Source organism: Streptomyces sp. NPDC093510, from assembly GCF_040683555.1.
Classification (GTDB): domain Bacteria; phylum Actinomycetota; class Actinomycetes; order Streptomycetales; family Streptomycetaceae; genus Streptomyces.
Window position 1 is genome coordinate 1 of record NZ_JBFBEE010000004.1, and the last position, 12,596, is coordinate 12,596.

The following is a 12,596-nucleotide window of genomic DNA, read 5'->3' on the forward strand; positions in this document are numbered from 1 at the left end:
CCAAGTACGGCAAGAAGATCGAGGTCGACGACCCGTGGGGTTACGGCCGTTCGCTGGAGTGGGCGACGTCCTGCCCGCCCCCGCGGCACAACTTCCTCACCCTGCCGCGCATCCGTTCGGAATCGCCGGCGTTCGACCTGCACCACCCTGAGATCGCGGCGCTCGGCCACATCGAGAACGACGGGCAGAAGGACACCGCGCTGTTCGGCGGCGACAAGGAGGCCGCGAAGTGAAGATCCAGGGCAAGATGTTCATCTGGCTGAGCGTCTTCGTCCTCGCCATGGCGATCGTCTATGGCGTGTGGTCGAAGGAGCCGGCCGGTACCACGGCGCTCTTCCTGGCCTTCGGCCTGTGCATCATGATCGGCTACTACCTGGCCTTCACGGCCCGGCGTGTCGACGCCTCCGCACAGGACAACAAGGAGGCCGACGTCGCGGACGAGGCCGGCGAGGTGGGCTTCTTCAGCCCGCACAGCTGGCAGCCGCTCTCCCTGGCCGTCGGTGGCGCGCTCGCCTTCATGGGCGTCGTCTTCGGCTGGTGGCTGCTGTACTTCTCGGCCCCGATCATCATGATCGGCCTGTGGGGCTGGGTGTTCGAGTACTACCGCGGCGAGAACCAGACCCAGTGACTCCAGTGAGTCTGTAGTTCCCGGCGCACCCGAAGGGCCCAGACACTCCGAGAGGAGCGTCTGGGCCCTTCGGGCGTATTCGCCGTCCCACGAACGGGTCACTCGGCGCGCCGCAGCTGATGAACCTTCATACCGTGTGGTTATGAGCCACTCTCCGCGAATCCGCACGGTACTGAGCTGCACGGTGCTGGTGACCGCCCTCGGCGCGGGAGCCACGTCATGCGGCACCTCCGACGGCCACCCGCTCTCGGCGAAGCCGTACGACGCGGCAGGCCAGATCGCCTTCAACGGCCCCGTGGGCAGTCAGAAGGCGGACCCGGACAAGCCCCTGGAGGTCACGGCCCAGGGCGAGGACGGGCGCATCACCGACGTGACGGCCACCGACGCGATGGGGCGGTACGTGGCGGGCGAACTCTCGGCCGACGGCGCCCGGTGGCACAGCACCACGCCGCTCGCGGCAGGGGCCCACTACACCGTGCGGGTGAGCACCGAGGACGACGAGGGCTCACCGGGCCGCAAGATCATGACTTTCGACACCGACACGCCCGACAAGAAGAAGCGGCTGAAAGTCACCTTCGGCCCCGAGTCGGGCAAGTACGGCGTCGGCCAGCCCGTCACGGCCTCCCTCAGCGCCCCGGTGAAGGGCAAGGAGGCAAGGGCGATCGTCGAACGCGCCCTCAAGGTCCGCTCGGTACCCGCTGTCGAGGGCGCCTGGCACTGGGTGGACGGCGAGACGCTGCACTACCGCCCGAAGGAGTACTGGCCCACCGGCGCGACCGTCAACGTCTCGAGCAACCTCGAGGGCCTCAAGATCAAGGACAAGCTGTGGGGCGGCGACTCCAAGCCGCTCAACCTCTCCATCGGCGACCGGATCGAGGCCGTCACGGACGCCTCCTCGCACTGGATGACGATCTACCGCAACGGCGAGGAGATCAACTCCATCCCGGTGACCACCGGAAAGCCCGGCTACTCCACCCGTAACGGCGTCAAGGTGGTGCTGGGCAAGGAGTACTCCGTACGCATGACCAGTGCCAGCATCGGCGCGTCGGACTTCTACGACAAGATGGTCTATTACGCGACACGGGTGACCGACTCCGGCGAGTACGTGCACGCGGCGCCCTGGTCGGTCGGTTCGCAGGGCGCCGCCAACACCAGCCACGGCTGCACCGGCATGAGCACGGGGAACGCCGCCTGGTTCTACGAGACCGTCCGGCAGGGCGACCTCGTCACGGTCATCAACAGCAACGGCGAGGACATGCCGACGTTCGGCAACGGCCTCGGCGACTGGAACATGGGCTGGAAGACGTGGCGCAAGGGCAGCGCGCTGCTCACCGGGACCAGGGAAGGCCCCGCGGCGGCCGATGCGGCCAGGCTGCGGCCGCGGGTCTAGCGGCCCGCCAGAGAGGCCGTCAGAGGCGCACGAGAGGGGCCCACACCACAGCGTGGGCCCCTCTCGCACACCTCGTCACGTTCTCGGGCGCTCTCAGGCCTCCACGGCCGTCTTCGTGCGCAGCAGGGCGGCCAGGGCCTCCGCGAACTCCACCGGGTCGACCGGCAGGGTCACCGCGGCCTCCGCCCGGCTCCAGGTGGCCAGCCAGGCGTCCTGCGGGCGCCCGATGAGGAGCAGCACGGGCGGCGACTGGAAGACCTCGTCCTTGATCTGGCGGCAGATGCCCATGCCGCCGGGCGCCGACTCGCCGTCCAGCACGCAGACGTCGATGCCGCCCTGGTCGAGTTCCTTGATGACGGCGTGCGGTGTGGCGCACTCGACGAACTGGACCTGGGGAACGTCCGCCGCCGGCCTGCGGCCGGTGGCCAGCCGCACTTGCTCGCGGGTGCTCGAGTTGTCGCTGTAGACCAGCACCGTGGCGGTCGGCTGCATTGTTCCTCCATACGTCGGTACGTCGAGCAGTGAGCAGTCTGAGCAGAGCTGTGCCGTCATGGGATCGGGAACCGATGCGCGGATGCTACTCCTCCCGACACCCCGTCAACACCGGTTCGGACAGGCCTCCGATGGGCCATCCGGGCAGGACACAGACCGTAGACACTCCGAACGGCACCCCCCGGGGTGAGGGCGGGATAAGCGACCGACATAATGTCGGTCGTGGCGACAGCAACGACAGTAGATACCGGGCACGCGCACCCGCCGGTCAATCGACCGAACCTCACCAGCGTCGGAACCATCATCTGGTTGAGTTCCGAGCTGATGTTCTTCGCGGCCCTCTTCGCGATGTACTTCACCCTGCGATCGGTGACGGGTCCTGATCACTGGAAGGAAATGGCCTCGGCCCTTAACTTCCCGTTCTCGGCGACGAACACCACGATCCTGGTGCTCTCCTCCCTCACGTGTCAGCTGGGCGTGTTCGCAGCTGAACGCGGTGATGTGAAGAAGCTCCGGATGTGGTTCATCGTCACCTTCATCATGGGTGCGATCTTCATCGGCGGTCAGGTGTACGAATACACCGAGCTGGTCAAGCACGAGGGCCTCTCGCTCTCGTCGGACCCGTACGGCTCGGTCTTCTACCTGACCACCGGCTTCCACGGACTGCATGTGACGGGCGGCCTGATCGCCTTCCTGCTGGTCCTTGGACGCACCTATGCGGCCAGGAGGTTCACCCACGAGCAGGCGACCGCAGCCATCGTCGTGTCCTACTACTGGCACTTCGTCGATGTGGTCTGGATCGGCCTCTTCGCCACGATCTACATGATCAAGTAAGCGGCAGGTCGCTCACGCGACGTATCCGAAACATTCCAGAAGCATCGACGCAGAAGATCCTGACACCGGGGTAATCCGTGAAAAAGCTCTCCGCACGACGACGCCATCCGCTGGCGGCGGTCGTCGTCCTACTCCTCGCGCTGGCGGCCACCGGGGGGCTGTACGCCGCGTTCGCGCCGGCGGACAAGGCGCAGGCCGATGAAACCGCCCAGTCCCTCGCCATCGACGAGGGCAAGAAGCTCTACGCCGTGGGCTGCTCCAGCTGCCACGGAACCGGCGGTCAGGGCTCCTCCGACGGTCCGAGCCTGGTCGGCGTGGGCGCCGCCGCTGTCGACTTCCAGGTCGGCACCGGCCGCATGCCGCTCCAGCAGCCAGGTGCCCAGGCGCCCAAGAAGAAGGTCATCTACAACCAGGCCCAGATCGACCAGCTGGCGGCGTACATCTCGTCGCTGGGTGCCGGTCCCTCGGTTCCGACCGAGAAGCAGTACAGCCCGGAAGGAGCGGACATCGCCAAGGGCGGTGAGCTGTTCCGCACCAACTGTGCCCAGTGCCACAACTTCACCGGTGAAGGTGGCGCGCTGACGCACGGCAAGTTCGCGCCGTCGCTCGAAGGTGTCTCCCCGAAGCACATCTACGAGGCCATGCAGACCGGCCCGCAGAACATGCCGTCCTTCCCCGACACCACGATGCCGGAGAAGAACAAGAAGGACATCATCGCGTACCTCGACGCGGTCAACGGTGAGAAGACCGAGAGCCCTGGCGGTCTCAAGCTGGGTGGTCTGGGTCCGGTCAGTGAAGGCCTCTTCGGCTGGATCTTCGGTCTCGGCTCGCTGATCGCGGTCGCCGTGTGGGTCGCCGCTCGGACCGCAAAGGCCAAGAAGTCATGAGTAGCCAAGAGATTCCAGAAGAGAACCTGCCCAGCAAGCAGGAGACCGAGCACGGCTCGGTGGCGACCACGGACGACAACCCGTTCGCCGACCCGGGGCTGCCGCCCCACGAGCACCGCGTCCAGGACATCGACGAGGCCGCCGCCCGGCGTTCCGAGCGTGCCGTGGCGTTCATGTTCACCCTGTCGATGATCGCGACGGTCGGCTTCATCGCCTCGTACGTGGCGATCCCGGCCGACAAGAGCGTGTTCATCTGGCCGATGGGGCACATCAGCGGCCTCAACTTCGCCCTGGGCACGACGCTCGGCCTGGCGCTGTTCTTCATCGGCGCGGGCGCGGTCCACTGGGCCCGCACCCTGATGTCCGACGTGGAGATGGCCGACGAGCGGCACGAGATCGCGGCGACGCCCGAGGTCCGCGCCAAGGTCATGGCGGACTTCAGGCAGGGCGCCGAGGAGTCGGGCTTCGGTCGGCGCAAGCTGATCCGGAACACGATGTTCGGCGCGCTGGCCCTGGTCCCGCTGTCCGGAGTCGTCCTGCTGCGTGACCTCGGTCCGCTGCCGGAGGACAAGCTCCGGCACACCAAGTGGGCCAAGGGCAAGATGCTCCTGAACATGAACACCAACGAGCCGCTGCGCCCCGCGGACGTGCAGGTCGGGTCGCTGACCTTCGCCATGCCCGACGGCATGTCGGAGCACGACCACGACTTCCAGACCCAGATCGCCAAGGCCGCCCTGATGATCGTCCGGATTCAGCCGGAGAACATCAAGGACAAGCGCGAGCTGGAGTGGTCGCACGAAGGCATCGTGGCGTACTCCAAGATCTGCACCCACGTGGGCTGCCCGATCTCCCTGTACGAGCAGCAGACGCACCACGTCCTCTGCCCGTGCCACCAGTCCACCTTCGATCTCTCCGACGGTGCCCGAGTGATCTTCGGCCCGGCTGGCCACGCCCTGCCGCAGCTGCGCATCGGCGTGAACGAAAAGGGCTACCTCGAGGCGCTCGGCGACTTCGAAGAGCCCGTCGGTCCAGCTTTCTGGGAGCGCGGATGAGCACCACCACCACTTCCTCCAACGAACAGCGCAAGCAAGCGCCCGCCGGCGAGCGCGTCGCCGACTGGGCCGACGGCCGGCTGGGGATCTTCTCCCTCGCCAAGGCCAACATGCGCAAGATCTTCCCGGACCACTGGTCCTTCATGCTCGGTGAGATCTGCCTGTACAGCTTCATCATCATCATCCTCACGGGTGTGTACCTGACGCTGTTCTTCCACCCGTCGATGAACGAGGTGGAGTACCACGGCAGCTACATCCCGCTGCAGGGTCAGCTGATGTCCGAGGCGTTCAACTCGACCATGCACATCTCCTTCGATGTGCGCGGTGGTCTGCTGATCCGGCAGATCCACCACTGGGCGGCGCTGATCTTCCTCGCCGGCATGTTCGTGCACATGATGCGCGTGTTCTTCACGGGTGCGTTCCGCAAGCCGCGTGAGGTCAACTGGCTCTTCGGCTTCCTGCTGTTCTTCCTGGGCATGTTCACCGGTTTCACCGGCTACTCGCTCCCGGACGACCTGCTCTCCGGCACCGGTGTCCGCTTCATGCAGGGCGCCATCCTGGCGGTGCCGGTCATCGGTACCTACCTGTCGATGTTCCTGTTCGGCGGGGAGTTCCCCGGCGGCGACTTCGTGGCGCGGTTCTACTCGGTGCACATCCTGCTGCTGCCGGGCATCATGCTCGGCCTGATGGTGGCGCACCTGATCCTGGTCTTCTACCACAAGCACACGCAGTTCGCGGGCCCCGGAAAGACCAACAAGAACGTCGTCGGCATGCCGCTGCTGCCGGTCTACATGGCCAAGGCCGGAGGCTTCTTCTTCCTGGTCTTCGGTGTCATCGCGGTCATCGCGGCGGTCGCCTCGATCAACCCGATCTGGGCCATCGGCCCGTACCGCCCGGACCAGGTGTCCACCGGCGCCCAGCCCGACTGGTACATGGGCTTCGCCGAGGGTCTGATCCGTGTGATGCCGGGCTGGGAGATCAACCTCTGGGGTCACACGCTCGTCCTGGGCGTGTTCATCCCGCTGATGATCTTCCCGCTGGTCCTCGCCGCGATCGCGGTCTACCCGTTCATCGAGTCGTGGGTCACCGGCGACAAGCGCGAGCACCACATCCTGGACCGCCCGCGCAACGCACCGACCCGTACGGCCTTCGGTGTCGCGTGGATCACGGCGTACATGATCATGCTGGTCGGTGGTGGCAACGACCTGTGGGCCACCCACTTCCACCTGTCGCTGAACGCGATCACCTGGTTCGTCCGGATCGGCTTCTTCGTCGGACCGGTCATCGCCTTCATCGTCACCAAGCGGATCTGCCTGGGTCTCCAGCGGCGCGACAGGGACAAGGTGCTGCACGGCCGCGAGTCGGGCATCATCAAGCGCCTGCCGCACGGCGAGTTCATCGAGGTCCACGAGCCGCTCGGCAAGGACCAGCTGCACACGCTGACCGCGCACGAGCAGTACAAGCCGCTCGAACTCGGCCCGAAGGTCGACGAGAACGGTGTCGAGCGCAAGGTGTCCGGTTCGCAGAAGCTCCGGGCCAAGCTCTCCAAGGGCTACTACGGGGAGGACAGCCAGATCCCCAAGCCCACCGCCGAGGAGTACAAGGAGATCACGAGCGGCCACGGCCACCACTGATCACCTGATTGACCTCCCCCACTCTCGGCTTCGCTCGAGCGGGGGACGCCCATGGTCGCCACGGCAAGAGCCCCGTCCATTGCATGGACGGGGCTCTTTGCCGTCCCCGGGGGCTGGATAGGGTGGTCCCACCCCGCATTCCCGGGGTGTTCTCCACATACGCATGAGCAGACGAAGACCAGGAGCGGCTATGAACGCTGTGACCCCCGCAGGAGGCGACACCGCGGCGGACCGTTCCTGGCCCGTCGTACTGAACGGCCTGCTCGAAGGCCGTGACCAGAGCGCCGACGACACGGCCTGGGCCATGGACCGCATCATGCGGGGCGAGGCCACCGACGCGCAGATCGCGGGCTTCGTGGTCGCGCTGCGCGCCAAGGGCGAGACCGTCGAGGAGATCTCCGGTCTGGTCCGCGCGATGTACGCGCACGCCAACGTCATCGACGTACCGGGCCCCAGCGTCGACATCGTGGGCACGGGCGGCGACGGCGCCAAGACCGTCAACATCTCGACCATGTCCGCGATCGTCGTCGCGGGAGCGGGCGCGAAGGTCGTCAAGCACGGCAACCGCGCCGCCTCCAGCGCGTCCGGCGCCTCCGACGTGCTGGAGAAGCTCGGCGTCAACCTCGACCTCACCCCGCAGCGGGTCGTCGAGGTCGCGGACGAGGCCGGCATCACGTTCTGCTTCGCCGTGAAGTTCCACCCCGCGCTGCGGCACGCCGGCGCCGCGCGCAGCCAGCTGGGCATCCGGACCGTCTTCAACCTCCTCGGCCCGCTCACCAATCCGGCCAAGGTGCGGGCCCAGGCGGTCGGGGTCGCCGACCCGCGGATGGCGCCCATCGTGGCGGGCGTCTTCGCCGAGCGGGGCCACTCGTCCCTCGTCTTCCGCGGCGACGACGGGCTCGACGAGCTGACGACGACGTCCACGTCCCGCGTCTGGGTGGTGCGGGACGGCGCCGTGCGCGAGGAGGCCTTCGACCCCCGCGACGTCGGGATCGACCTGGTGCCCGTCGAGGCGCTGCGGGGCGCCGACGCCTCGTACAACGCGGAGGTGGCGCTGCGGCTCCTCGACGGGGAGGGCGGGCCGGTGCGGGACGCGGTGCTGCTCAACTCGGCGGCCGCGCTGGTCGCCCTCGCCCCCACCGACGCGCCGCTGGCGGAGCAGATCCGGGCCGGTATGGCACGGGCGGCGCAGGCGATCGACTCCGGGGCCGCGAAGAAGTCCCTGGAGCGCTGGGTGGCCGCCAGCAACCGCTGAGGGGCTCCCTCGGGCCCGACGATGTGACGCAAGGCGCAGTCCGGATTCTGGACTGCGCCTTGCGCGTCGAAGATCGTGTGGCAGGATGCTGCACAGGTCATGAGTGACAGCGACTACGGCCCCGGCCCGCTGTCCGGCAACCCTCCGTCCGTGGCGGGGTGCCCCGGGTGAAGACCAGGTCGTACGCAGCAAGGCGTATGGCAAGCGCGGACCCCTCGCACTCTTTCGAGTTGACACAGCCCAGGGGTCCTGGTCATCGAGGGAGCAGTCTCGTGAGCAAGCGAATGTGACAGGGCTTTCACGCCCCGCCTCCGCACACCCTTTTGCACTCTTCTCCCGCGCCGTCGACGTAGCTCGGACACAGCTCCGACGCAGCTCCGGCGCGGTGAATTCACCTGCCTCTCACGGGAGTTCGCCATGTCTGTTTCCGCCGTCGCCGTCGACGCCTCCGTCTGTGCCCCGCTGCCGGTCCTCGGCAGGGACGTCACCGTTCCGCTGGTCACCGGCGGCGAGGTGAGCTACGCCGCGCTCGACTACGCGGCGAGCGCACCCGCGCTGCAGCGGGTGTGGGACGACGTGGCGGCGTACGCGCCGTACTACGGCAGCGTGCACCGCGGCGCCGGGTACCTGTCGCAGCTCTCCACCGACCTGTTCGAGAACAGCCGGGTCGCCGTCGCCGAGTTCCTCGGCTGCCGCGAGGACGACCAGGTCGTCTTCACCCGCTCCACCACCGACTCCCTGAACCTGCTGGCCGCGGCCCTGCCCGCCGACTGCCAGGTCTTCGTCTTCGAGACCGAGCACCACGCCTCGCTCCTGCCGTGGCGCGACGCCCGGGTGACCTACCTGAACGCGCCGCGCACCCCCGACGAGGCCGTCCAGACCCTGGAGCGCGCACTGGCCGACCGCGACCCCTACGGGCCCGCCCTGGTGTGCGTGACCGGTGCCTCCAACGTCACCGGCGAGCTGTGGCCGGTGCGGGAGCTGGCCGCCGCCGCGCACGCCCACGGCGCCCGGATCGTCCTCGACGCCGCGCAGCTCGCGCCCCACCACCCGGTCTCCGTCGCTGAGTTGGACGTCGACTGGGTCGCCTTCTCCGGACACAAGCTGTACGCGCCCTTCGGCTCGGGCGTCCTCGCGGGCCGCTCCGACTGGCTGCGGGAGGCCGAGCCGTACCTCGCGGGCGGCGGCGCCTCGCGCAAGGTCGCACGGCGTGCGGACGGCGGAGTGGACGTGGAGTGGCACGACACCGCGGCCCGCCACGAGGCGGGTTCGCCGAACGTCATCGGCGTCTACTCGATCGCCTCCGCCTGCAAGGCGCTCACCGAGGCGGGCTTCGACGAACTCGTCGCCAGGGAGCAGTACTTGATCGGCAAGGTGCGCGAGGGGCTCGCCGAGGTGCCCGCCGTGCGCGTGCTCTCGCTCTTCGGGGACGACGCGCCGCGCGTGGGTGTCATCTCCTTCGTCGTGGACGGCTGGAACAGCTCGCACTTCGCCGCCGCGCTCTCCGCCGAGTACGGCATCGGCGTACGGGACGGCCTGTTCTGCGCCCACCCGCTGGTGCGCACCCTCCTCGGCAGCGAGCCCGACGAGCCCGGCGAGTGCGGCGCCCCCGAGGCCGCGCCGGGCGAGAGGTCGCTGAACGCCATCCGGGTGAGTTTCGGCGCGGGCACCCCGGACGAGCACGTCGAGCGCTTCGTGCGTGCCGTCAAGGAGCTGGTGGCGGACGGCGCGCGGTGGAACTACCGCACGGAGGACGGGCGTTGCGTGCCGGACACCAGCGCCGCCGCCTGAGCCGCCGCCTGCCCCGCGGTCGGCCGGCCGCCCGGCAGCCGTGACCCGAGCTGGATCATCCGCAGGGCCCGTTCCGTCGCGTCGGTGAGGAACTCGTCGCCCCGGCCGAGCGCCTCCGTCAGCGAGACCGGGGCGGGCAGGATCGAGCTGTACGCGTCCACGCCCAGCGCGCGGACGGTGTGCGCGCCGTCCCCGATCGTGCCCGCGAGCACCAGGACCGGGCGGCCGGACCGCTTCGCGCGGCGGGCCACCTCGGCGGGGACCTTGCCGCGCGGAGTCTGGTGGTCCAGGGCGCCCTCCGCGGTGATGACCAGGTCGGCGCGGGCGAGCCGTTCGTCGAGGTCGAGCCGTTCGAGCAGGACGTCGAAGCGGGGGAGCAGCGCGGCGCCGAGGGCGGCGAGCCCGGCGCCGAGGCCGCCCGACGCGCCCGTGCCGGGTCCGCCGAAGAGGTCGGACCGTACGCGCAGGTCCCTGGTGAGGATGTGCGCCCAGTGTTCCAGGGCGGCCGCCAGCCGTTCGGCCTGCTGGGGTGTCGCGCCCTTCTGGGGGCCGAAGACGCGGGCCACGCCGCGCTCGCCGCACAGGACGTTGAAGGGGTTGCAGGCGACGCGGATCTCGGTGTTCCCGATGCGCGGATCGAGGCCGGTCGGGTCGATCCGGCTCAACCGCGTCAACTCGCGCCCGCCGAAGGGGAGTTCCCAGCCGTCCGCGTCCAGGAGGCGGGCGCCGAGGGCTTGCAGGGCGCCCGCGCCGCCGTCCGACGTGCCCGAGTCGCCGCAGCCGACCAGGATGCGGCGGGCGCCCGCGTCGAGGGCGGCACGGATCAGCTCGCCGACGCCGTACGTCGTGGTGGCGCCCGGGTCCCGCAGATCGCGGGGCACCAGCGAGAGGCCCGCGACGGCCGCCATCTCGACGACCGCCGTGCCGTCGGGCAGCAGGGCGAAGTGCGTGCCGATCGGCTGGCCGACGGGCCCGGTGGCGGGCAGGGCGACGAGGCGGCCGCCGCCCGCCGCGGCCAGCGCGCGGGCCGTGCCCTCACCGCCGTCCACCAGCGGGATCAGATCGGTCTCGGCGTGCGGTACGACGCGGCGTACACCCGCGGCGATGGCATCGGCCACGGAGCTCGCGGACAGGGACTCCTTGAAGCCGCTGGGGGCGATGGCGAAACGGGTCAGCATGACGGTCTCCCGGTGGTTCAGGGGTGGGGTTCAGCGGACGGGGACGCCGAGCAGCGGCCAGAGCGTCACGGCGAAGAGCAGGACGAGCGCGGCGGTCAGCGGTGCCAGGACCGCGGAGAGGCGCAGCAGGTCGCGCGGGGTGTAGGTGGGGGTGTCCGGGATCTCGGCGAAGAGGGTGACGGGCTTCGCGGAGGCGGGCAGCGTGTGGCAGAAGCCGGCGGCCGCGGTGGAGGCGAGCGCGGCGGCGACCGGGTTGACGCCCGCGCCGGCGGCCGCCGCGACGACCAGCGGGACCAGCACCGATGAGCGTGCCGAGCGGGACTGCAGGACGAGGTGGGCGGCCGTGCTGACCGCGACGACCACGGTGAGGAACAGCCACGGGGACAGGTCCAGGGGCAGCCCCGACACCAGCCACTTCGCCGCCCCTGAGTCGGCGAGCGCGACGCCCATCGCCATCGTCGCCGCCATGAACAGGAGCAGCGACCAGGGGACCGTCTTGAGGGCGTCCTTGAGGCCGACGGTGCCGAGGGCGGGGGAGGCGGCCACGACCGCGCCGATCAGCGCGACGACGGCGGGCGGCACCTGGTGCAGCGGCTCGCTGCACCACAGGGCCACGACGGTGGCGAGCAGCAGGGCGCAGCGCGTCTCGGCCGGTTCCCAGGGGCCGGTGACGGGCTGCTCGCTGTGCTCCTGGAGCTGGTCGAGGGTGATGCGGACCGGGCCGCGGCGGTCCGCGCGCCGCGTGGTCGTCAACAACACCGCCTCCGCCGCCAGATGGGATGACATCAGGGCGAGGGGCAGGCCGAGCAGCAGCCACTGCGTGAAGCCGATCCGTTCGCCGGTCGCCTCCCACAGGACCGACACGGTGATCAAATGTGCTCCCGCGCCGATCAGGGTCGCGACCGCGGAGAGAAGAATGACGGTCGGAAAGAGCAGCGCGAGCATCACGACCAGTCGCTTCCGGTCGGCGAGGACCTTGGCGAGGGCGAGGAAGACGGGCAGCGCGAGCGCGGCGCGCCCCGACGTGGCCGGCACCGCGAACGCGGTCACGACCAGCGCCGCCGTCGTCAGATGCGTCAACTGCCGTACGCCGCGCGCCCCGCTGACCAGGAAGGCCGCGGCCCGCCCCGACAGCCCGGTGCGCGCCACGGCCGCCGCGAGCACGAAGGCGCAGATCAGCAGCCACACCGTCTCGTCGCCGAGAGTGCCGAACAGCGTGTCGCTGCTGATCACCCCGGTCGCCGTGAGCGCGAGGCCCGCACCGAGCGCGATGTACGTGTCGTCGATCGGCGTACCGATCCAGGCACAGGTCGCGAGCGCGAAGACGGCGAGGGTGAGCCGGGCGTCACCGCTCAGCCCGTGGAAGTTCCCGGGGACCGACAGGAGGGCGCAGACGCTGAGCGCCACACAGAGGGTCACGGCCTGCCGCAGGTTCAAGGTCACGCCGTTCAGCGT

Annotated in this window: 11 protein-coding genes, 1 pseudogene and 1 riboswitch; of the genes and pseudogenes, 9 read left to right on the plus strand and 3 right to left on the minus strand. The window is 69.5% G+C overall.

The genetic code is table 11. The features are described from left to right. From AB0N81_RS07040 to AB0N81_RS07050, 3 genes and pseudogenes are all read left to right on the plus strand, one after another. Positions 1 to 233: pseudogene (locus AB0N81_RS07040) on the plus strand (cytochrome ubiquinol oxidase subunit I); the annotation flags it as partial. Continuing rightward, complete coding sequence (locus tag AB0N81_RS07045; protein ID WP_365356407.1) at positions 230 to 628, plus strand: cytochrome c oxidase subunit 4; 399 nt, start codon at positions 230 to 232, stop codon at positions 626 to 628. The pseudogene AB0N81_RS07040 and the gene AB0N81_RS07045, both read left to right, overlap by 4 nt. A gap of 142 nt (positions 629 to 770) precedes the next feature. Then, the gene (locus tag AB0N81_RS07050) at positions 771 to 2,018 is read left to right on the plus strand and encodes an Ig-like domain-containing protein (protein WP_365356409.1); all 1,248 of its coding nucleotides are present in this window, start codon (positions 771 to 773) and stop codon (positions 2,016 to 2,018) included. Between the two features lie 93 nt (positions 2,019 to 2,111). Here AB0N81_RS07050 and AB0N81_RS07055 read toward each other — a convergent pair whose 3' ends face one another. Next, positions 2,112 to 2,510, minus strand: a complete 399-nt coding sequence (locus AB0N81_RS07055; protein ID WP_365356410.1) for a hypothetical protein — start codon at positions 2,508 to 2,510, stop codon at positions 2,112 to 2,114. 213 nt (positions 2,511 to 2,723) lie between these two features. Between AB0N81_RS07055 and AB0N81_RS07060 the strand changes: the two genes are divergently transcribed. The 6 genes from AB0N81_RS07060 to AB0N81_RS07085 all read left to right on the plus strand — a co-directional run bounded on the left by AB0N81_RS07060 (position 2,724) and on the right by AB0N81_RS07085 (position 9,963). Next, a complete protein-coding gene (locus tag AB0N81_RS07060; RefSeq protein ID WP_055566234.1) occupies positions 2,724 to 3,344 on the plus strand; it encodes a heme-copper oxidase subunit III in 621 nt (206 codons plus the stop codon). Positions 3,345 to 3,421: 77 nt separating this feature from the next. Beyond that, positions 3,422 to 4,231, plus strand: a complete 810-nt coding sequence (locus tag AB0N81_RS07065; RefSeq protein ID WP_365356411.1) for a cytochrome c — start codon at positions 3,422 to 3,424, stop codon at positions 4,229 to 4,231. Continuing rightward, on the plus strand, positions 4,228 to 5,283 hold the full coding sequence (locus tag AB0N81_RS07070; protein ID WP_365356412.1) for a Rieske 2Fe-2S domain-containing protein: 1,056 nt from the start codon (positions 4,228 to 4,230) through the stop codon (positions 5,281 to 5,283). Before AB0N81_RS07065 ends, AB0N81_RS07070 begins: the two co-directional genes overlap by 4 nt. Continuing rightward, positions 5,280 to 6,917, plus strand: coding sequence for a cytochrome bc complex cytochrome b subunit (locus AB0N81_RS07075; protein ID WP_365356413.1), 1,638 nt, complete (start codon positions 5,280 to 5,282; stop codon positions 6,915 to 6,917). Before AB0N81_RS07070 ends, AB0N81_RS07075 begins: the two co-directional genes overlap by 4 nt. A gap of 190 nt (positions 6,918 to 7,107) precedes the next feature. Then, on the plus strand, positions 7,108 to 8,172 hold the full coding sequence (gene trpD, locus AB0N81_RS07080) for an anthranilate phosphoribosyltransferase (RefSeq protein WP_365356415.1): 1,065 nt from the start codon (positions 7,108 to 7,110) through the stop codon (positions 8,170 to 8,172). 95 nt (positions 8,173 to 8,267) lie between these two features. Next, positions 8,268 to 8,385, plus strand: a riboswitch (SAM riboswitch). 204 nt (positions 8,386 to 8,589) lie between these two features. After that, entirely contained in the window at positions 8,590 to 9,963 is a 1,374-nt protein-coding gene (locus AB0N81_RS07085; RefSeq protein ID WP_365356416.1) for an aminotransferase class V-fold PLP-dependent enzyme, read from the plus strand. Here the strand turns inward: AB0N81_RS07085 and AB0N81_RS07090 are convergent. Further along, a complete protein-coding gene (locus tag AB0N81_RS07090; RefSeq protein WP_365356418.1) occupies positions 9,912 to 11,141 on the minus strand; it encodes a glycerate kinase in 1,230 nt (409 codons plus the stop codon). The genes AB0N81_RS07085 and AB0N81_RS07090 overlap by 52 nt on opposite strands. A 30-nt stretch (positions 11,142 to 11,171) precedes the next feature. Further along, positions 11,172 to 12,584 carry an SLC13 family permease gene (locus tag AB0N81_RS07095; RefSeq protein ID WP_365356420.1) on the minus strand — a complete coding sequence of 471 codons (1,413 nt, stop codon included), beginning with the start codon at positions 12,582 to 12,584 and terminating at the stop codon, positions 11,172 to 11,174. Positions 12,585 to 12,596 lie beyond the last annotated feature (12 nt).

Bases quoted from the DNA above. Each gene is read 5' to 3' on its own strand.
- AB0N81_RS07050 (WP_365356409.1), top strand. From the start codon at position 771: ATGAGCCACTCTCCGCGAATCCGCACGGTACTGAGCTGCACGGTGCTG.
- AB0N81_RS07055 (WP_365356410.1), bottom strand. From the start codon at position 2,510: ATGCAGCCGACCGCCACGGTGCTGGTCTACAGCGACAACTCGAGCACC.
- AB0N81_RS07060 (WP_055566234.1), top strand. From the start codon at position 2,724: ATGTCGGTCGTGGCGACAGCAACGACAGTAGATACCGGGCACGCGCAC.
- AB0N81_RS07070 (WP_365356412.1), top strand. From the start codon at position 4,228: ATGAGTAGCCAAGAGATTCCAGAAGAGAACCTGCCCAGCAAGCAGGAG.
- AB0N81_RS07075 (WP_365356413.1), top strand. From the start codon at position 5,280: ATGAGCACCACCACCACTTCCTCCAACGAACAGCGCAAGCAAGCGCCC.
- trpD (WP_365356415.1), top strand. From the start codon at position 7,108: ATGAACGCTGTGACCCCCGCAGGAGGCGACACCGCGGCGGACCGTTCC.
- AB0N81_RS07085 (WP_365356416.1), top strand. From the start codon at position 8,590: ATGTCTGTTTCCGCCGTCGCCGTCGACGCCTCCGTCTGTGCCCCGCTG.
- AB0N81_RS07090 (WP_365356418.1), bottom strand. From the start codon at position 11,141: ATGCTGACCCGTTTCGCCATCGCCCCCAGCGGCTTCAAGGAGTCCCTG.